The sequence below is a fragment of the Pseudomonas sp. LB-090624 genome (genome assembly GCF_003205205.1).
GTDB lineage: Bacteria > Pseudomonadota > Gammaproteobacteria > Pseudomonadales > Pseudomonadaceae > Aquipseudomonas.
The window spans coordinates 190,860-209,881 of sequence record NZ_QJRL01000007.1 but is presented as its reverse complement, the minus strand read 5'-3'; the positions used below and the strand labels follow the sequence as shown (position 1 = coordinate 209,881).

Below are 19,022 nucleotides of genomic sequence, written 5' to 3'. Positions count from 1 at the left end.
CTGGTTCATACGACGCGATAGCAAGCCATGCCCCAAGGCGTTCGCGCGAAAATCCCCCAGGCATCATTGGCCCGAAACAAACGTAGGAGCGAGCGCAGCTCGCGATGCGCCGCGCGGGCGGCGCTCGATCCCCCAGGCGCAACGAAACTTTCGCCAGCCCCCGGGCAGCAATGGTTGACCACCCGCCAACCACTGCGTAGCCTTGCCACTTCGAGGTTCTTCGGCCAGGCCGAAGCTAAGACGGGAACGCGGTACAAGCCGCGGCTGCCCCCGCAACTGTAAGCACCGACAATGGATCGACACAGCCACTGCGCCAGGCGCGGGAAGGCGTCATCCCGCCAGACTGCTGCATCAGCAGGCGACTGGAACGGTGCAAGCCAGGAGACCTGCCTCGCAACGTTTTCGACTTTCAACCGGGCGGGGTGATCCGGTGGCGAACAAGCCCGGCCGGTCTGGCCCGTGGCTGTCGTCCTGCATGCCCGCGCCATACTGCCAAGGGCAATGCGACATGAAAACACTGGCCAAGCTCCCCGTCACCATCGTCACCGGCTTCCTCGGCTCGGGCAAGACCACCTTGCTGCGCCACATGCTCGACAACGCCCAGGGCCGCCGTATTGCGGTGATCGTCAACGAATTCGGTGAACTGGGCATCGACGGCGAAATCCTCAAACAATGCAGCATCGGTTGCACCGAAGAAGAAGCCAGCGGCCGTGTCTATGAACTGGCCAACGGCTGCCTGTGCTGCACCGTGCAGGAGGAGTTCTTCCCGGTCATGCGCGAGCTGGTGGCCCGCCGGGGCGACCTGGACCACATCCTGATCGAAACCAGTGGCCTGGCCCTGCCAAAACCGCTGGTGCAAGCCTTCCAGTGGCCGGAAATCCGCAACGCCTGCACCGTCGATGCCGTTATCACCGTGGTCGATAGCCCTGCGGTGGCTGCCGGCACCTTTGCTGCCTACCCGGACCAGGTCGATGCGCAGCGCAAGCTCGACCCGAACCTGGATCACGAATCGCCACTGCACGAGCTGTTCGCCGACCAGCTGGCCAGTGCCGACCTGGTGGTGTTGAACAAGGCCGACCTGATCGATGCCGAAGGCCTTGCCAAGGTCCGCGCCGAAGTCGCCGAAGAACTGCCGCCCGCGGTGAAAGTGGTCGAAGCCAGCAGCGGCAAGCTGCCGCTGGAAGTGCTGCTGGGCGTGGGTGCCGAGTCCGAGGCGCATATCGATGGGCGCCGCACCCACCATGACTCGCACCACGACGGTGACGACCATGACGATCATGACCACGATGCCTTCGACTCCATCTCCATCGACCTGCCAGCAGCCGACGAAAGCCTGTTGCTCGATGCCCTCACCCAGCTGGTGGTGGAGTTCGGCATCCTCCGTGCCAAAGGCTTCGCGGCCATTCCGGGCAAGCCGATGCGCCTGCTGGTGCAAGGCGTGGGTACCCGTTTTGACAAGCACTTCGACCGCGCATGGCGCGCCGACGAGCCGCGCATCACCCGCCTGGTGCTGATTGGCCAGGACCTCGATGCGGCGCAGCTGGAAGCGCGCCTGCGCCAGGCCCTGGGCGCCTGACCCATGCACCTGCTGCGGACCCAGCCCGGCGGCTTCGTGCCGGATGACAGCATTGCCGACCTCGGTCAGACACCCGCCGAGCTGGTGATTCTCTGCAGCGGCGATTCACACCTGGCATTGCTCGCCGATACCGCCGAGCAATTGCCCGAAGGCTTCCCCAGCTTGCGCCTGGCCAACCCGATGCAGGTGCAGAACCATGCCTCGGTCGACCTGTATGTCGACCAGGTGCTGCGCCATGCCAAGGTCATCCTGGTGTCGTTGCACGGTGGCGTCGGCTACTGGCGCTACGGCGTCGAACAGCTGGTCGAGCTGGCCGCCCGCGGTGTGCAGCTGATCCTGGTGCCAGGCGACGACCGCCCGGACCCGGAGCTGACCAGCCTGGGCAGCGTCACGGGTGCGCAGGCCGAGCGCCTCTGGCACTACTTGCGCCAGGGCGGCAAGGCCAATGCCATCAACCTGTTCAACTGCCTGGCCAACCAGTGGCTGGGCCGCGACTACGCCTGGGACGAGCCGCAGCCGTTGCCGCGCACGGCGGTGTATCACCCGCACAAGGGCAGTGCGACGCTGGAGGACTGGTACCCGCAATGGCACCCTGAACAGCCGGTGGCACCGCTGCTGTTCTACCGCTCCCACCTGCAGGCGGCCAACACTGCGTTCATCGATGTGTTCTGCCAGCGCCTGCAGGCTGCCGGGCTGAACCCGTTGCCGATTGCCGTGGCCAGCCTCAAGGAAAGCGCCTGCCTGGAACAGGTTGAAGCCTGGCTCGACGAGGTCGGCGCCGAGGTGCTGGTCAATACCACCGGCTTTGCCCTGTCCAGCCCGGAACGCCCCAACCTGCGGCCGTTCCGCCGTGACATCCCGGTGTTGCAAGCCATTTGCGCGCAGGACAACCAGCCCGGCTGGGAAGGCAGCGAGCAGGGCCTGGGCGCGCGTGATCTGGCGATGCACATCGCCCTGCCGGAACTTGACGGGCGCATCATCACCCGGCCGGTCAGTTTCAAGGACATGGCCTGGCGCAGCGAGCGCAGCCAGTCCGACGTGGTGTGCTACCGGGCCCACCCCGAACGCATGGACTTCGTCGCCGAGCTGGCCCGTCGCTGGGTCGAGCTGGCCCGCCTGCCAAATGCGCAGAAACGCGTAGCGCTGGTGTTGGCCAACTACCCAACCCGCGATGGCCGCATCGGCAATGGCGTCGGCCTAGACACTCCGGCAGCCGCGCTGAATATCCTCAAGGCATTGCAGGCCCAAGGCTACCCACTGGCCGACCTGCCGGGCAGCGGCACGCAGCTGATTCACCAATTGCTTGGCGGCGTGACCAATGACCTCGACCACCTCGACCAGCGGCCCTGCGCCCAGAGCCTGAGCCTGGACGACTACCAGGCTGCGTTCGACCGCCTGCCGGAGGCCAACCGCCAGGCGGTGCTGGAGCGTTGGGGCCCGCCCCAGCGCGATCCGATGTTCCGCAATGGCCGGCTGATGGTTGCCGGCCTGCGTTTTGGCCTGACCTTTGTCGGTATTCAGCCGGCGCGCGGCTACCAGGTGGACCCCAGCGCCGTGTACCACGACCCCGATCTGGTGCCGCCGCACGGTTACCTGGCGTTCCACTTCTGGCTGCGTCACGCCTTTGCCGCCGACGCGGTGATCCACGTCGGCAAGCACGGCAACCTCGAGTGGTTGCCCGGCAAGGGCGTCGGGCTGTCGGCGCAGTGCTGGCCAGATGCCTTGCTCGGCCCGTTGCCGAATATCTACCCGTTCATCGTCAACGACCCGGGTGAGGGCGCCCAGGCCAAACGGCGTACCCAGGCGGTGATCATCGACCACCTGATGCCGCCGCTGACCCGCGCCGAAACCTACGGCCCGCTGCGCCACCTGGAGCAGTTGGCCGATGAGTTCTATGAAGCGCAACTGCTCGACCCACGGCGTGCCCGTGAGTTGCAGCGCGACATCCTTGAACTGGTCAAGGCCAACCACATCGACCGTGAGCTGCAGCTGGAAGGGCAGCTGGACGATGCCGCGGTGTGGTTGCCACGGCTGGACACCTACCTGTGCGACCTCAAGGAGTCGCAGATTCGCGATGGCCTGCATGTGTTCGGTGAGTCGCCTGAAGGGCGCTTGCGCCTGGATACGCTGCTGGCGCTGTTGCGGGTTGAGCGCGGTGACGGACGCGGCGGCAATGCCAGCCTGCTACGGGCGTTGGCCAAGGCGCTGGTGCCCGGCTTCGACCCGCTCGATTGCGAGCTGGGCCTGCCGTGGCAGGGGGCACGCCCCGAGCAGTTACAGGCCATGGGTGAGGCACCTTGGCGTACCTGTGGCGACACCCGCGAGCGCCTTGAACTGTTGGCACTGCAACTGATCGAGCAGGTGCTGGCCGGTACTGCGCAGCTGCCCGCGCAAAACGAATGGCAACCGGTGCGCGACGTGGTACACGCCCTGCGTGACGCTGTAGCCCCCAGCCTGGATGCCTGCGGCCCTGCCGAAATGAATGGCCTGCTGGCGGCGCTGGCCGGGCGTTTCGTACCGGCCGGCCCCAGCGGCGCGCCTAGCCGGGGCCGCCTCGACGTACTGCCCACCGGCCGCAACTTCTATACCGTGGACGTGCGCAACCTGCCCACCACCACCGCCTGGCGCCTGGGCTTCGCCTCGGCCAACCTGATCCTCGAGCGCCACTTGCAGGACCACGGCGACCACTTGCGCCAGTTGGGCCTGTCGGTGTGGGGCACGGCGACCATGCGCACCGGTGGCGACGACATCGCCCAGGCCATGGCGCTGATGGGCGTGCGGCCGGTGTGGGCCACCGGCAGCCAGCGTGTCGATGATTTCGAGATCCTGCCCCTGAGCCTGCTCGACCGCCCACGGGTGGACGTGACCTTGCGCGTTTCCGGGTTTTTCCGCGATGCCTTCGGCAACCTGATCCGCCTGTTCGATGCTGCAGTGCAGGCCGTGGCCGCGCTGGACGAGCCCGACAGCCTCAACCCCCTGGCCGCCCGCGTGCGCGGCGAGCGTGCTGCCCTGCTTGAACAGGGCGTTGACGCTGAACAGGCCGCGCGCCAGGCCGGCTGGCGGGTGTTCGGTGCCAAACCAGGTGCCTACGGGGCCGGGGTGCAGAACGCCATCGACGGCCGGCTGTGGCATAGCCGCGACGACCTGGCAGAGGTTTACCTCAACCACGGCGGCTACGCCTACGGGGGTAGCGACGACGGTACCCCGGCCCGCGCCCAGTTCGCCCAGCGCCTGGCCAAGGTACAGGCGGTGCTGCAAAACCAGGACAACCACGAGCACGACCTGCTCGATTCCAACGATTATTACCAGTTCCAGGGCGGTATGCTGGCGGCGTCGGAAACCCTGAGCGGGGCCGGCGTGGCCAGCTACCACGGCGACCACAGCCAGGCCGACCGGCCGCGCATCCGCACCCTGAAGGAAGAGCTTAACCGGGTGGTCCGCGCCCGCGCGCTCAACCCGAAGTGGATCGACGGGGTGAAGCGCCATGGCTACAAGGGTGCATTCGAGATGGCGGCGACGGTCGACAACCTGTTTGCCTTCGACGCCACCACGCACCTGATCGACGACCACCATTACCAGGGGCTGGCCGATGCCTACGTGCTCGACCCGGCCACCCGCGACTTCATGCGCGAGCACAACCCCGAGGCCCTGCGCGACCTCACCGAGCGCTTGCTGGAGGCCCAGCAACGCGGCCTGTGGCAGGCGCCGGGCGACTACCGCGAAGCCCTTGAGGAACAGCTGCTCGACGGCGAGGAACAGGCTTGAAATGAGTGAACCCGTACAATTTCCGCTGGCCGCCGTGGTCGGTGCCGACGCGCTGAAGCTGGCACTGTGCCTGACCGCCATCGACCCGAAGATCGGCGGCGTGCTGATCGAAGGGCCGCGCGGCATGGCCAAGAGCACCTTGGCGCGTGGCCTGGCCGACCTGCTCGGTGAAGGCCCGTTCGTCACCTTGCCACTGGGCGCCAGCGAGGAACGGCTGGTCGGCACCCTCGACCTGGACGCCGCGCTGGGGCAGGGCAAGGCGCAGTTCTCGCCGGGGGTGCTGGCCCAGGCCGACGGCGGCGTGCTGTATGTCGACGAGGTCAACCTGTTGCCCGACACCCTGGTCGATCTGTTGCTCGACGTGGCGGCCAGCGGCACCAACCGCATCGAGCGCGACGGCATCTCGCACCGGCACAGTGCCCGCTTCGTGCTGATCGGGACCATGAACCCGGAAGAAGGCGAGCTGCGCCCGCAGTTGCTCGACCGCTTTGGCCTGAACGTGGTACTGGAAGGCTTGCCCGAGCCCGCAGCGCGGCAGCAGATCATTCGCCGCCGCCTGGCCTTTGACAGTGACCCACAGGCTTTTTGCGCGCAATGGGCTGTGGCCCAGGCACAACTGCGCGAGCGCTGCCAAGCGGCGCGTCAGGCCCTGGCCGGCATCGCCCTGGACGACCAGGCGCTGGCCTGGATCACCGAGCGCTGCTACGCCGCTGGCGTCGATGGCCTGCGCGCCGACCTGGTGTGGCTGCGTGCCGCGCGAGCCCATTGCGCCTGGCGCGGTAATGCCGCTATCGAAGAAGTGGATGTCGAGGCGGTGGCCGAATTCGCCTTGCGCCACCGCCGCCGGGCTGCTCCCCAGGCCAACCCACCCGCGCAGCCTGAGCCGCAGCCGGGCCAGCAGGGTGTCGGCAACCCCGGCGAGCAAGGCGGGCAGGGTGACTGGGGTGCCATGCCGGCGCAGCCGGTGGCCAGCGGTGCCCGCCGTGAGGTGCCGAACTGGGCAAAAAAGCCCTGAGCATCCCCCAGCCACCTGCCACAGGGGCGGATGCCAAAGCAGGCGCAGGCAAGCAGTACGGCGCCAACCGCGGCCGCGTACTTAATGCGTCCGCCGGCCGGGTGGCCTGGCTGCCGACTTTGCTCAAGGGGCGCCCACGTCAGCGCCAGGACTTGTGCTGGCAGCAGCGTCAAGGCAAACCGGCGGAGCTGTGGCTGGTGATCGTCGATGCTTCAGCCTCGACCCGTCGCCATCAGGCGCTTGCGCAAACCAAAGGGTTGCTGGCGTCCTTGTTCGACCAGGCCTACCGTCAACGTGCCCGCCTGGCGTTGCTGACTGCCAGTGGGCGCGCGCCGCAGTGGCAGCGCCACGGCCTCAAGGCTTCGGCCGCGTTGCAGCCTTGGTTGCAGGCATTGGGGGCAGGAGGCGGAACACCACTGATCGCGGCCCTTGAGCAGGCCCGGCACTGGCTACAGGCGCGGCAACGGGCTCATCCACAAGAAGCCATGCGCTGCCTGGTATTTACCGATGGTCGACTGCAGCACTGCAATACTGTGCAGCCGATGCCCTGTGCCACGTTGTTGGTGGACATGGAACTGGCGCCAGTACGTCTGGGCCGTGCACAGCGGCTGGCTGAACAATTGCAGGCCGATTATCAGCACGTGCAGCAGTTCAATCTGGCGGAATGAAAAGTGGCTGCGCGACATTATGTCGCAATAAGAAAAGTTGCCAGGGCAGGGTGAAGGAAGTTGTACAAGTGCGTGATGTTACACGCACTTGTGTTGCCGGCCGTTATTATTTCGGCATCGACCACGGTTGCAGGTCGTAACCTTTTTCGCACAGTTCGGCGCGCACTTCCTCGATCAGGCTGGCCCACTGGGCCGGGTCGGAATAGATACGCGAGGATACTTGCTTGGCGCCGATACGGGTGCTGGTCCGGTCGATCACTGCCAGGCTCAGTTCACCAGTACCGTTGGGTGCATCCCAGGCTACGCACTGGAAAGGTTCGAAGGCGTGGTCGGCAATCAGCAGTGCTTCGTTGACACGGAGCGGGGCATTCATGGTTCGGTCTCTCTATGGTCCCAAACATCGTCAAGTCCGCGTTGCTTGAAACTCGCCTCATGTATCGCGATGTGCAGCGCGGGGTTATGTGTACTGATGCTCGTTGTCAGGTGGCAAGTCACACAATGGTTGTAAATTTTTTTGTCAGGGTTGCATCCGTTCTTGCCTGCGCCGCCATGTGATGTCGTTAAAGTGCGAAAATTCCCGTGGCGGATTGTAAAAAAATGCGTCGGCAGACAGACGGTACTGGGAACCGTCAACTTCGTTGCTACTGTTAAACGGGCGCCACAACTTGCTGTTTTACTTCAAAAAACCAAAAACTGGCGCCAAGGATCGGTCATGCACCAGGCTGCCGCTCAACGCCGTTTGCTAATTGTCGACCCCTGTGACGACTGCCACGATTTGTTGCCTGGTTTACGCAACGCAGGCTGGGATGTAGACAGTTGTGTGCTCGGCGCAGCGCTCGACCATCCTTGTGATGTGGGCCTGCTGCGCTTGCAGGCTTCACACCTGAGGCACCCGGACGCGGTCAAGGACATGATCAAGCGCAGTAACACCGAATGGATCGCCGTGCTAAGCCCCGAACAGCTGCGCATGCCGGCATTCGGCGACTTTGTCTGTGAGTGGTTTTTCGACTTCCATACCTTGCCGTTCGACGTCTCCCGGGTGCAGGTTACCTTGGGCCGGGCCTTCGGCATGGCGCGCCTGCGGGGCAAGGGGGCGGTCAAGGTCGACGAGGCGCCCCACGAGTTGCTTGGCGAAAGCCGGCCGATCCGGGAGCTGCGCAAGTTGCTGGGCAAGCTGGCCCCCACCGAGTCACCGGTGCTGATCCGGGGTGAAAGTGGCACCGGCAAGGAGCTGGTGGCGCGCACGCTGCACCGCCAGTCGCAGCGCAGCGAGCAGCCGTTCATCGCCATCAATTGCGGGGCGATCCCCGAGCATCTTATCCAGTCGGAGCTGTTCGGCCATGAAAAGGGCGCCTTCACCGGCGCTCATCAGCGCAAGGCCGGGCGTATCGAGGCGGCCCATGGTGGCACGTTGTTCCTCGATGAAATTGGCGATCTGCCGCTGGAACTGCAGGCCAACCTGCTCCGGTTCCTGCAGGAGAAGCATATCGAGCGGGTCGGTGGCAGCCAGCCGATCCCGGTGGATGTGCGGGTGCTGGCGGCGACGCATGTGGACCTGGAACGGGCTATCGAGCAAGGGCGTTTTCGCGAAGACCTGTACTACCGCCTGAACGTATTGCAGGTGGTGACCGCACCATTGCGCGACCGGCATGGTGACCTGTCGATGCTGGCCAGCCATTTTGCGCATTTCTACAGCCTGGAAACCGGGCGCCGACCGCGCTCGTTCAGCGACCATGCCTTGGCGGCAATGGGCCGGCATGATTGGCCAGGCAATGTGCGCGAGCTGGCCAACCGTGTGCGGCGCGGCCTGGTACTGGCTGAAGGGCGGCAGATCGAGGCGCAGGACCTGGGCCTGCATGCCCTCGATCAGGAGCAGCAGCCGCTGGGCACGCTGGAGGAGTACAAGCACCGCGCTGAACGGCAGGCACTGTGCGATGTGCTGAACCGCCACAGTGACAACCTGAGTGTGGCGGCCAAGGTGCTGGGTATTTCGCGACCGACGTTCTATCGGTTGCTGCACAAGCACCAGATCCGCTGAGAGGCTGCTTTTGCAGCCCCCGGCGCGGTACCTGTAGCAGCCTCGCGCTGCGAATGGGCCCTTACAGGCTATGAAGGATCAATGCGGCCCGCGCGGAATGGTCTTCAGCAGGTCTTCCGGGCTGATATGCCCGACCACTTGCGCCACCGCGCTACCCGGCGTTGGCAGGTCGATGATGTGGCTCTTCATTTTGCCGATCACATGCATCTCGCACGGCTTGCAGTCGAACTTCAAGGTCAGCACTTCGTCGCCCTGAATCAGCTGCATCGGTGCCACCTTGGTGCGCACTCCGGTCACCCCCTTGGCCTGCTTGGGGCACAGGTTGAAGGAGAAGCGCAGGCAGTGCTTGGTGATCATCACCGGCACTTCGCCATGCTCTTCATGGGCCTCGTAGGCTGCATCGATCAATTGCACCCCATGGCGGTGGTAGAAGTCGCGGGCCTTCTGGTTGTAAACGTTGGCCAGGAACGACAGGTGCGACTCGGGGTACACCGGCGGTGGCGTGGTCTCGGCCTTGCGCCCGCCCCGTGGGTGCGCCTGCACGCGAGCGGCAGTCAGCGCTTCGATGGCTTCGCGGCGCAGGGCCTTGAGCTGCGAGTTGGGGATGAAATATGCCTGCGGGGCGTCCAGCTCGATGCTGTCGGCGTGGTACATCGTGGTCCCCAGCTGGCCGAGCAGATCGTGCAGCTGCTCTAGGGCCTGCTGCGGCTTGTTGGCCGCGCCGAACGGGCCTTCCAGGGCGACCTGCACGCTCACGCCTTCTTCACTGCTCAGGGTCAGCATCAGGCGTTGCTCGCGCAATACCGCGTGCCACTCCACGCCAACCCGGCGCTCGGAAGACGTACGTTGCAGGGCCTGCTGCCAGTTGTGGTCGAGGTTGCGCGACAGCGGGTGGTTGGGGCGCAGTTTGTACAGGCCTTCGGGCATTTCGTTGGGCTCGACGCGGTAGCGGTAGCGCTTGCTGCCGTCTTCCTCGAACTCGCCACGCGGTTCGGCGATGTTGGCCCGGAAGCCCACCACTTCACGCTTGACCAGCACGTTCAGGCCGTCGCCGTTGGTCAGCGGTACGTCGGTGACCACCAGCATGTCGCGCTTGCCGACCTTTTCCACCACGCCCACCGGCAGGCCGGTGAAGGTTGGCGAGTCGAAGGCGCCGATATCGACCTTGCGGTCGGTGACAAAGTAGTCGGTGCTGCCACGGTGGAAGGTCTTGTCCGGGTCGGGCAGGAAGAAATGCTCGGTACGGCCGCTGGAGGCACGGGCATACTGCGGGCGGCCCTCAAGGATGGCGTCGAGTTCCTTGCGGTAGTGGGCGGTGATGTTCTTCACATAGCCCATGTCCTTGTAGCGGCCTTCGATCTTGAACGAGCGCACACCGGCATCGACCAGGTCGGCCAGGTTGGCGGTCTGGTTGTTGTCCTTCATCGACAGCAGGTGCTTCTCGAAGGCCACCACGCGACCCTGGTCGTCCTTCAGGGTGTAGGGCAGGCGGCAGGCCTGCGAGCAGTCGCCCCGGTTGGCGCTGCGGCCGGTCTGCGCGTGGGAAATGTTGCACTGGCCGGAGAATGCCACGCAAAGCGCACCATGGATGAAGAACTCGATGGCGGCGTCGGTTTCGGCGGCGATGGTGCGGATTTGCTGCAGGTTCAGTTCACGTGCCAGTACCAGCTGCGAGAAACCAGCCTGGTCGAGGAACTTGGCGCGCTCCAGGGTACGGATGTCGGTCTGGGTGCTGGCATGCAGCTCGATCGGCGGGATGTCCAGCTCCATCACCCCCAGGTCCTGCACGATCAGCGCATCGACACCGGCGTCGTACAGCTGGTGAATCAGCTTGCGCGCGGGTTCCAGCTCGTTGTCGTGGAGGATGGTGTTGATGGTGGTGAACACGCGTGCATGGTAGCGATGGGCGAATTCGACCAGCTCGGCGATATCGCTGACTTCGTTGCAGGCGTTATGGCGCGCGCCGAAGCTCGGGCCACCGATGTAGATGGCGTCAGCGCCGTGCAGGATCGCCTCACGGGCGATGGCCACGTCACGGGCAGGGCTGAGCAGTTCCAGGTGATTCTTTGGAAGGGACATGTCGTTATATTTTCGGGCTGTCACGGTTTAGGCGGGCATTGTAGCGGCGAAACGGGCTGGCGGCATCATTGGGGTGCCGAGAGGTGCGGGATTGGCTGCGAGTATGCGGAATCGTGAACGTGGCCTTGCGTCGCGAAAGGGCCGCAGGGCGGCCCCGACAAGCCCAGCTCAGCGCTTGGCAGCCATCGCTGTCACTTCTACGCGCATGCCTTCAAATGCGAGGGACGCCACACCCACTGCGGCGCGCACCGGCCAGGGCTTGCTGAAGAAGCGCTGGTACACCGCGTTGAACGCTGCGCGGTCAGCCATGTCGGTCAGGTAGATGGTCAGGTGCAGCACCCGGTCCATGCCGCTGCCGGCCTTTTCCAGCGCCACTTTCAACGCCTGCAGGGTGCACTCGCTCTGCTCGACGATGTCGCCCAGCGCCAGGCTGCCGTCGGCGTGGGTCGGGATTTGCGTGGTGACCAACACGCCGTTGTACTCGGCGACGTCAGAGGAAATCGACTCGGCGTCCGGGTCCGGGGTGTAGATGATGTCTGCATTTGCCATGGTGCGTTTGCCTTGCGACGGAAGGAAAACGGCAAGCCTACGCGAGCGCACGGGGCGGGTCGAGGGTGCCCCGGTGTTTGAAATGCGCGGCGTTCAAGGTCAGAATCGCGGCCGATTGCAAAACCAGGGGTTTACGTTGAACGAACAGACTTTGTCCAGGCGCCTTGAGCGCGTGGCCGCCCATGTGCCGCAGGGCGCGCGCCTGGCCGACATTGGCTCGGACCACGGCTTTCTGCCGGTGGCCTTGATGCTGCGGGGTGTGATCGAAGCTGGTGTGGCAGGTGAGGTGGCGCAGACGCCGTTCGCTTCAGCCCAGCGCACGGTACGCAGGAACGGCCTGGAGGCTGATATCACCGTGCGCTTGGCCGATGGCCTGGCCGCGGTCGAGCCGCAAGACCGCATTTCGGTGGTCAGCATGTGTGGCATGGGTGGCGAGACCATGTGCGAGATCCTCGAGGCCGGCAAGCAGCGCCTGGACGGGGTAACGCGCCTGGTACTGCAGCCCAATGGCGGGGAACGCGAGCTGCGCCGATGGCTGGCAGGCAACGGTTACCGGATCGTCAGCGAAGAACTGCTGCGGGAAAACCGCTTCGACTACGAGATCATAGTGGCCGAGCCGGGTGATGGGGCGGTGTACACGGCTGAGCAGCTGTACTTCGGGCCGGTGCTCATGCAGGAGAGAAGCGAGGCGTTTCTGTTCAAGTGGCAGCGCATGCTGCGGCAGAAGCAGCAGACCCTGGCCAATTTCCAGCGGGCCCGTGACGCGGTGCCTCAGGCAAAGATCGACGACTTCAACCAGCAGTTGGGCTGGATCACCCAGGTATTGGCCTGACTCACTGCTGCGAGCAGTTGCCCATTTCACGGTAGTCGATTTCGCGCTTCTGACCCTGATGATCGACGTAGACCATGTGTGCGGTCCCCACTTGGCAGTCGGCAGCGTTGCTGGCCGGGGTGATGGAGATGACTTTGGCCACGTCCAGCGGCATGCCGTATTCGTAGTTGCCGCTGCTGACCGGCTGGTTGCTACCGGCGTCGGCAAAGGCACCGAACGAGGCGAGGGTAGCGGCAACTGCAAGAACAGCGATCGAACGTTTCATGACAGGCTCCTTCTTCAATGTGTGACTAATGATGTATTCAAAGGTCTCACACAATAAATGGGCTAACCCGTGATAGATTCCTGCCTGTAGCGTAAGAATAAGACCGATAAAGGAGCACACCTTCATGGACATGCTGCATGCAATGCGTACCTTCGCCCGTGTGGTGGAATGTGGCAGCTTCGCCGCGGCCGCCAATGCCCTGGACATATCCGCGGCACAGGTGTCGCGCATCGTTGCCGAGCTGGAAAACCAGCTGCAGACTCGCCTGCTGCACCGCACCACCCGCCGCTTGCGCATGAGCGAGGCGGGCGAGCGGTTTCTGGAGCGGGCGCGGCAGATCATGCTGCTGACCGAGGAAGCTGTGGGCGAAGCCCGGGGTGCGCACCTGACGCCACGCGGGCGCTTGCGCTTGCATTGCCCGCACGGCTTGGGCTTGCTGCTGATGCCGCTGGTGGCCGGCTACAACGCCCTGTGCCCGGAAGTGGTGATCGAACTGACCTTGTCGCAGCGCAACCCGGACCCGCTGGCTGAAGGGCACGACGTGGTGATAACCGTCGACGGCGCGCTGCCGGACTCGCAGTTGATCGCTGTGCCGCTGGGCAATATTTTCAGCATCCCCTGCGCTGCCCCCGGTTACCTGGACACCCATGGCGTACCGGAGCAGCCCGAGGACCTGCACAACCATCGCTGCCTGCGCATGGCTTACCCCATGTACGAAGGCGACTGGGTGTTCCCGCAAGGGGTTGACCAGTGCGTGATCACGCCGAACGACAGTTTCTCCACCAACGTCGCCGACGCCATGCTGGTGGCCAGCGAGCTGGGCATGGGCATTGGCCTGCTGCCGTTCTACACCGCCAGCCAGGCAATCGAGCAGGGGCGCTTGTGCCGGCTGCTGGCCCCGTATCGGCTAAGGGAGAGTGCGCTGTATGCGATGTACCCGTCACGCCATTACCTGGATGCCAAAGTGCGCACCTGGATCGACTACCTCAAGGAGCAGTTGCCTGCGTTGTTCGAGGGGCATGCCAGGGTGGTGGATGATGCGCGGTATTGGCGTTAGGGCATCGTGAGGGCAGGTACTCCCGCGCAGCATGCGACGCGGCGGATGGCACCGGCTATGCCGGTGCGCGCGGGGGCCGCAGGCTTTGCAAGGTCGGTATTACAGGGGATAGTGCTTCAGCTCCCGCGCAATCAGCATGCGCTGGATCTCGCTCGACCCTTCATAGATCTGGGTAATCCGCGCATCGCGGTAATACCGTTCCACCGGGTAGTCCTCCAGGTAGCCATAGCCGCCATGCACCTGGATCGCCATCGAACACACGCGCTCGGCCATTTCCGAAGCGAACAGTTTGGCCTGCGACGCCTCTGACAGGCAGGGTTTGCCGGCGCTGCGCAGGCGTGCGGCATGCAGGATCAGCAAGCGTGCGGCGTTCACCTGGACCTGCATGTCGGCCAGCAGGTTGGCGATGCTCTGGTGTTCGTTGATTGGCTTGCCGAACTGCACGCGGTCACGCGAGTAGGTCAGCGCCGCCTCGAACGCGGCACGCGCGATGCCCAACGCTTGGGCGGCAATGCCGATGCGGCCGCCTTCGAGGTTGGACAAGGCAATGGCCAGGCCCTTGCCACGCTCGCCAAGCAGGTTGGCGGCCGGAATGCGGCAGTTGTCGAACGTGACCGCGCAGGTGTCCGAGGCGCGGATGCCCATCTTGTGCTCGCTGCGATCAACCTTGAAGCCAGGGTTGTCGGTGGGCACCAGGAATGCCGACAGGCCTTTTTTGCCCAGCTCCGGGTCGGTCACCGCGAAGACGATCGCCAACCCGGCACGCCGGGCGTTGCTGACGAACTGCTTGGCGCCATTGATCACCCAGTGGCCGTCCACCTGTTCGGCACGGGTGCGCAAATTGTGCGCCTCGGAACCGGCCTGCGGCTCGGTGAGGCAGAAGCAGCCGATCACTTCGCCCGTGGCCAGGCGTGGCAGCCACTGCTGTTGCTGTTCGGCAGTGCCATAGGCCAGCAGCGGCCCGCAGCCAACCGAGTTGTGGATGCTCATCATCGCCCCGGTGGCCCCGCAACCGGCGGCAATTTCTTCCACCGCCAGCGCATAGGCGACGTAGTCGGTGTAGCTGCCGCCGAAGTCTTCCGGCACCACCATGCCAAGCAGGCCCAGTTCGCCCATCTTGCGCACCACGCCGTCATCGATCCAGCCGGCCTTTTCCCACGCCTGGGCATGCGGAGCGATCTCGCCCCGGGCAAAATCCCGAGCCATGTCGCGGATCATGATCTGTTCTTCGCTCAGTTCCAGGTCTTGCATCTGTGTACTCCCGGGCTCACAGGCCTTCGAAGAATTGGTCGACCCGCTGGCGCTGCAGTGCGGCCAGGGTCGGCGGGTTCCAGCGCGGTTGCTTGTCCTTGTCGATGATCAGCGCGCGCACGCCCTCGATGATGTCGCCATGCTGGAACCACTGGCGGTCCAGGTGCAACTCCATCGCAAAGCAGTCGTCCAGGCCCAGATAGCGACCGCGGCGCAGCATCTCCAGGGTAACCGCCATCGCCAGCGGTGAGCGGCTTTCCAGCTGGTCGGCGGTAGCAATGGCCCAAGCGTGGCTGTCGCCAATGGTGACCGCACGCAGCTGCTCGACGATGGCCGGCACGTCGGGCAGGGCGAAGAAGTGGTCTATGACCGGGCGCAGTTTTTCCAGCGGCGCGTCATCCAGCACCTGGGTACCAAGCCTGGCCAGCAGGTTCTGCAAGTCTTTCAGTGGATGGTCGCCGAAGCTCAGGTGGTCCAGGCCGTGGTCGAAGGCGGCGCGCTGATCGCTGGCCAGGTACCAGTCGGCGAGGCCGCAATAAAGCGCATCGGCTGCCTGGATCTGCGCGCCGCTGACGCCCAGGTAGGTGCCCAGTTCACCGGGGATGCGCGACAGGAAGTAGCTGCCGCCGACATCCGGGAAGTAGCCGATGCCGACTTCAGGCATGCCCAGGCGGCTGCGCTCGGTGACTACCCGCAGGTCGCAGCCCTGGGCCAGGCCCATGCCGCCGCCGAGGGTGAAGCCGTCCATCAGCACCAGCACCGGCTTGCGGTAGCGATGGATGACCAGGTCGAGGGCGTATTCCTCGACGAAGAATGTTTCGTGCAGCGTGTCGCCGGCCTTGAAGCTGTCGTACAGCGAGCGGATATCACCCCCGGCGCAGAAGCCCTTGGGGCCTTCGCCGCGCAGCACCACCGCACGTACTTGCGGGTCTGCGGCCCATTGATCGAGGTGCTGGCGCAGGCTGCGGACCATGTCCAGGGTCAGGGCATTCAGGCCGGTGGGGCGGTTCAGGGTCAGGTGGCCGATCTGGTTGCGGACCTCGGCCAGCACAGGGTCGGTTGCCGAGATATGAGCGTGCGCAGTCATTGCGTTCTCCCTGCTTTGTTATTGATTTTCCAAGTGAAGTCTGGAGTTCGCTAGAGGATCTGCGGATCCTTGCATGCGAATTTACCTTGCACAATCGACAAATCTGCAGGGGGATTCTGCATTTTTGCCTGGGGCGACGTTGTTGCCACTCTAGCAAGGTTTCAGGTTGGCAGGGCTAACAGGCAACCAACAGCCGGTTGATCATTAACCTGGGCGTAACGATCGGCAACTGAGCTTGATTGATACCCGGGTACCCCAGCCCTATGGTGACCCCACGACAGCGAACCCGTGGAGTCACCATGACAACAACACAAATTCCACCGCCGCAATGGTCGCGGCGGCGTGCCGAAAAGCAGCGCCGCCTGGACCGCGTCCGCCACCTCGCCGAAGGCGTGGTGCTGCCCACCGAGCGCATCGTCGAAGCGCTGGAGCTGCTAATCGCCCCCGGCGACCGGGTGGTGCTTGAAGGCAACAACCAGAAACAGGCCGACTTTCTCTCGCGTTCGCTGGCCAAGGTCGACCCCGGCCGCCTGCACGACCTGCACATGATCATGCCCAGTGTCAGCCGTGCCGAGCACCTGGACCTGTTCGAACGTGGCATCGCCCGCAAGCTCGACTTTTCCTTCGCCGGCCCGCAAAGCCTGCGCATTGGCCAGTTGCTGGAAGACGGCTTGCTGGAAGTCGGTGCCATCCACACCTATATCGAGCTGTATTCGCGGCTGCTGGTCGACCTGATCCCCAACGTCACCCTGGTGGCGGGGTTCATGGCTGACCGCCAGGGCAACCTGTTCACCGGACCCAGCACCGAAGACACCCCGGCACTGGTCGAGCCGGCCGCGTTCAGCGACGGTATCGTCATCGCCCAGGTCAACCAGCTGGTGGACCGCACCGAGGACCTCCCTCGGGTCGACATCCCGGCATCGTGGGTCGACTTTGTGGTGGTCGCCGACCAGCCCTTTTATATAGAACCGCTGTTCACCCGCGACCCGCGCCATATCAAGCCGGTGCATGTGCTGATGGCCATGATGGCCATTCGCGGCATCTATGAAAAACACCAGGTGCAGTCGCTGAACCATGGCATTGGCTTCAACACCGCAGCCATCGAGCTGATCTTGCCCACCTACGGCGAGTCGCTGGGCCTGAAGGGCAAGATCTGTCGCAACTGGACGCTCAACCCACACCCGACACTGATCCCGGCCATCGAAACCGGCTGGGTACAGAGCGTGCATTGCTTCGGCACCGAACTGGGCATGGAGGACTACATCGCCCAGCGCCCGGACGTGTTCTTCACTGGCCGCGATGGCTCGCTACGCTCCAACCGCATGATGTGCCAGTTGGCCGGGCAGTACGCCGTCGACCTTTTCATTGGCGCGACCTTGCAGGTGGACGGCGATGGCCATTCCTCCACCGTGACCCGTGGCCGGCTGGCCGGTTTCGGCGGTGCACCGAACATGGGCCACGACCCGCGCGGCCGGCGCCACGCGACGCCAGCCTGGCTCGACATGACCGTACCGGACACCTTGCTGGAGCGGGGGCGCAAGCTGGTGGTGCAGATGGTCGAGACCTACCAGGAAGGCGGCAAGCCGACCTTCGTGGAAACCCTCGATGCCGTGGACGTGGCCAGGAAGGCCGGCATGCCGCTGGCGCCGGTGATGATCTACGGTGACGACGTCACCCACCTGCTGACCGAGGAAGGCATTGCCTACCTGTACAAGGCTCGTAGCCTGGAAGAACGCCAGCAAATGATCGCCGCCGTGGCCGGGGTGACCGCCATCGGCCTGCGGCATGACCCCAAGGACACCTTGCGCCTGCGTCAGCAAGGCCTGGTCGCCTTGCCCGAAGACCTCGGCATCCGCCGCACCGATGCCAGCCGCGAACTGCTGGCCGCGCGCAGCATTGCCGACCTGGTCGAATGGTCCGGCGGCTTGTACAACCCGCCTGCACGGTTCAGGAGCTGGTGATGAAAGCACTCGACTTGCAAGCGCCTGTGCCTCTTCACGGGCAGGCCCAGGCACAGCGGATCCCGTTGCCTGAGCACCTCGCCGACCTGGCCGTGGAAGCCTTGATCGACGAGGCCGACCTGTCGCCCAAACCCGGCCTGGTCGATCGCCGTAACAACGGCGCCCACAGCGACATGACCCTGGGCCTGATGCACGCTTCGGCCCTGGCCCTGTGGCCATGCCTGCGCAACATGGCCGCAGCCGCCCAAACTATTGGCTCGATCAGCCAGCCCCTGCGCGCCAGCCTGGGCCTGCTCGGCCGCGACGGCGAGGCCGCGATGCTGGCTGCGACCCATGGGGTGAATACCCACCGCGGCGCGATCTGGGCCCTGGGCTTGCTGGTAGCCGCCAAGGCCCTTGACCCTGATGCCGACGCCAGCACTGTGGCCGCCCGGGCGGGGCGCATCGCCCTGTTCGACGACCCGGCCATGCCCCAACAGCTCAGCCACGGCCTGCAGGTACGCCAGCGCTATGGCAACGTCGGCGCCCGCGAGCAGGCGCAACAAGGGTTCCCTGCCGTGATCGGTCACGGCCTGCCACAACTTCTACGCAGTCGCGCCAAGGGGGCCAGTGAAGTTCACGCCCGGCTTGACGCCTTGCTGGCCATCATGGCCGTGCTCAGCGACACCTGCGTGCTCTGGCGCAGCGGCCCGGCCGGGTTGGCGGCCGTTCAGCAGGGTGCGCGCGCCGTGCTGGACGCAGGCGGCAGCGCCACCCTGGGCGGGCGTCGGCACCTGCGCGCGCTCGATCAGCAACTGCTGCACCTGAATGCCTCACCGGGCGGCGCTGCCGATCTGCTGGCCGCCTGCCTGTTCCTCGACAAAGCCGGGAGCCTGTGAC

At 65.0% G+C, this 19,022-nt stretch carries 15 protein-coding genes and 1 riboswitch; of the genes, 9 read left to right on the top strand and 6 right to left on the bottom strand.

What is annotated here, in order from left to right; genetic code table 11:
* Positions 1 to 196: 196 nt before the first annotated feature.
* Positions 197 to 409: riboswitch (cobalamin riboswitch) on the top strand.
* Positions 410 to 508: 99 nt separating this feature from the next.
* The 4 genes from cobW to DMX11_RS10370 all read left to right on the top strand — a co-directional run bounded on the left by cobW (position 509) and on the right by DMX11_RS10370 (position 7,024).
* On the top strand, positions 509 to 1,576 hold the full coding sequence (cobW, locus tag DMX11_RS10385; protein ID WP_110744447.1) for a cobalamin biosynthesis protein CobW: 1,068 nt from the start codon (positions 509 to 511) through the stop codon (positions 1,574 to 1,576).
* A 3-nt stretch (positions 1,577 to 1,579) separates the two neighbouring features.
* Complete coding sequence (gene cobN / locus DMX11_RS10380) at positions 1,580 to 5,341, top strand: cobaltochelatase subunit CobN (RefSeq protein ID WP_110744446.1); 3,762 nt, start codon at positions 1,580 to 1,582, stop codon at positions 5,339 to 5,341.
* 1 nt (position 5,342) lies between these two features.
* Positions 5,343 to 6,356 carry an ATP-binding protein gene (locus DMX11_RS10375; RefSeq protein WP_110744445.1) on the top strand — a complete coding sequence of 338 codons (1,014 nt, stop codon included), beginning with the start codon at positions 5,343 to 5,345 and terminating at the stop codon, positions 6,354 to 6,356.
* A 101-nt stretch (positions 6,357 to 6,457) separates the two neighbouring features.
* On the top strand, positions 6,458 to 7,024 hold the full coding sequence (locus tag DMX11_RS10370; RefSeq protein WP_110744444.1) for a VWA domain-containing protein: 567 nt from the start codon (positions 6,458 to 6,460) through the stop codon (positions 7,022 to 7,024).
* Between the two features lie 106 nt (positions 7,025 to 7,130).
* On the opposite strand, the gene DMX11_RS10365 is transcribed toward DMX11_RS10370, so the two are convergent.
* Positions 7,131 to 7,397: a hypothetical protein gene (locus DMX11_RS10365; protein WP_003247923.1), complete on the bottom strand. Its 267-nt coding sequence runs from the start codon at positions 7,395 to 7,397 to the stop codon at positions 7,131 to 7,133.
* A 339-nt stretch (positions 7,398 to 7,736) separates the two neighbouring features.
* Between DMX11_RS10365 and DMX11_RS10360 the strand changes: the two genes are divergently transcribed.
* Positions 7,737 to 9,062, top strand: a complete 1,326-nt coding sequence (locus tag DMX11_RS10360; RefSeq protein ID WP_110744443.1) for a sigma-54 dependent transcriptional regulator — start codon at positions 7,737 to 7,739, stop codon at positions 9,060 to 9,062.
* 78 nt (positions 9,063 to 9,140) lie between these two features.
* Here the strand turns inward: DMX11_RS10360 and DMX11_RS10355 are convergent, their stop codons facing one another.
* Both DMX11_RS10355 and DMX11_RS10350 read right to left on the bottom strand, forming a co-directional pair.
* Complete coding sequence (locus DMX11_RS10355; protein ID WP_110744442.1) at positions 9,141 to 11,141, bottom strand: U32 family peptidase; 2,001 nt, start codon at positions 11,139 to 11,141, stop codon at positions 9,141 to 9,143.
* A gap of 168 nt (positions 11,142 to 11,309) precedes the next feature.
* A complete protein-coding gene (locus tag DMX11_RS10350; protein ID WP_110744441.1) occupies positions 11,310 to 11,690 on the bottom strand; it encodes a RidA family protein in 381 nt (126 codons plus the stop codon).
* A gap of 136 nt (positions 11,691 to 11,826) precedes the next feature.
* On the opposite strand from DMX11_RS10350, the gene DMX11_RS10345 reads away from it, so the two are divergent.
* On the top strand, positions 11,827 to 12,522 hold the full coding sequence (locus DMX11_RS10345; protein ID WP_110744456.1) for a tRNA (adenine(22)-N(1))-methyltransferase TrmK: 696 nt from the start codon (positions 11,827 to 11,829) through the stop codon (positions 12,520 to 12,522).
* A 1-nt stretch (position 12,523) separates the two neighbouring features.
* Here DMX11_RS10345 and DMX11_RS10340 read toward each other — a convergent pair whose 3' ends face one another.
* A complete protein-coding gene (locus DMX11_RS10340) occupies positions 12,524 to 12,787 on the bottom strand; it encodes a DUF2790 domain-containing protein (RefSeq protein WP_110744440.1) in 264 nt (87 codons plus the stop codon).
* Between the two features lie 124 nt (positions 12,788 to 12,911).
* Here DMX11_RS10340 and DMX11_RS10335 point away from each other — a divergent pair, with 124 nt between their 5' ends.
* Complete coding sequence (locus DMX11_RS10335; RefSeq protein WP_110744439.1) at positions 12,912 to 13,844, top strand: LysR family transcriptional regulator; 933 nt, start codon at positions 12,912 to 12,914, stop codon at positions 13,842 to 13,844.
* 99 nt (positions 13,845 to 13,943) lie between these two features.
* On the opposite strand, the gene DMX11_RS10330 is transcribed toward DMX11_RS10335, so the two are convergent.
* Together DMX11_RS10330 and DMX11_RS10325 are read right to left on the bottom strand one after the other, a co-directional pair.
* Positions 13,944 to 15,095, bottom strand: a complete 1,152-nt coding sequence (locus DMX11_RS10330; protein ID WP_110744438.1) for an acyl-CoA dehydrogenase family protein — start codon at positions 15,093 to 15,095, stop codon at positions 13,944 to 13,946.
* Positions 15,096 to 15,111: 16 nt separating this feature from the next.
* Positions 15,112 to 16,182: an enoyl-CoA hydratase/isomerase family protein gene (locus tag DMX11_RS10325; protein ID WP_110744437.1), complete on the bottom strand. Its 1,071-nt coding sequence runs from the start codon at positions 16,180 to 16,182 to the stop codon at positions 15,112 to 15,114.
* Between the two features lie 299 nt (positions 16,183 to 16,481).
* Here DMX11_RS10325 and mdcA point away from each other — a divergent pair, with 299 nt between their 5' ends.
* Complete coding sequence (mdcA, locus tag DMX11_RS10320) at positions 16,482 to 18,143, top strand: malonate decarboxylase subunit alpha (protein WP_110744436.1); 1,662 nt, start codon at positions 16,482 to 16,484, stop codon at positions 18,141 to 18,143.
* Positions 18,143 to 19,021 carry a triphosphoribosyl-dephospho-CoA synthase gene (locus tag DMX11_RS10315; protein WP_110744435.1) on the top strand — a complete coding sequence of 293 codons (879 nt, stop codon included), beginning with the start codon at positions 18,143 to 18,145 and terminating at the stop codon, positions 19,019 to 19,021. The genes mdcA and DMX11_RS10315 overlap by 1 nt, the downstream gene beginning before the upstream one ends.
* Position 19,022: the final 1 nt, after the last annotated feature.

Bases quoted from the DNA above. Each gene is read 5' to 3' on its own strand.
- cobW (WP_110744447.1), top strand. From the start codon at position 509: ATGAAAACACTGGCCAAGCTCCCCGTCACCATCGTCACCGGCTTCCTC.
- cobN (WP_110744446.1), top strand. From the start codon at position 1,580: ATGCACCTGCTGCGGACCCAGCCCGGCGGCTTCGTGCCGGATGACAGC.
- DMX11_RS10375 (WP_110744445.1), top strand. From the start codon at position 5,343: ATGAGTGAACCCGTACAATTTCCGCTGGCCGCCGTGGTCGGTGCCGAC.
- DMX11_RS10365 (WP_003247923.1), bottom strand. From the start codon at position 7,397: ATGAATGCCCCGCTCCGTGTCAACGAAGCACTGCTGATTGCCGACCAC.
- DMX11_RS10360 (WP_110744443.1), top strand. From the start codon at position 7,737: ATGCACCAGGCTGCCGCTCAACGCCGTTTGCTAATTGTCGACCCCTGT.
- DMX11_RS10355 (WP_110744442.1), bottom strand. From the start codon at position 11,141: ATGTCCCTTCCAAAGAATCACCTGGAACTGCTCAGCCCTGCCCGTGAC.
- DMX11_RS10350 (WP_110744441.1), bottom strand. From the start codon at position 11,690: ATGGCAAATGCAGACATCATCTACACCCCGGACCCGGACGCCGAGTCG.
- DMX11_RS10340 (WP_110744440.1), bottom strand. From the start codon at position 12,787: ATGAAACGTTCGATCGCTGTTCTTGCAGTTGCCGCTACCCTCGCCTCG.
- DMX11_RS10335 (WP_110744439.1), top strand. From the start codon at position 12,912: ATGGACATGCTGCATGCAATGCGTACCTTCGCCCGTGTGGTGGAATGT.
- DMX11_RS10330 (WP_110744438.1), bottom strand. From the start codon at position 15,095: ATGCAAGACCTGGAACTGAGCGAAGAACAGATCATGATCCGCGACATG.
- DMX11_RS10325 (WP_110744437.1), bottom strand. From the start codon at position 16,182: ATGACTGCGCACGCTCATATCTCGGCAACCGACCCTGTGCTGGCCGAG.
- mdcA (WP_110744436.1), top strand. From the start codon at position 16,482: ATGACAACAACACAAATTCCACCGCCGCAATGGTCGCGGCGGCGTGCC.
- DMX11_RS10315 (WP_110744435.1), top strand. From the start codon at position 18,143: ATGAAAGCACTCGACTTGCAAGCGCCTGTGCCTCTTCACGGGCAGGCC.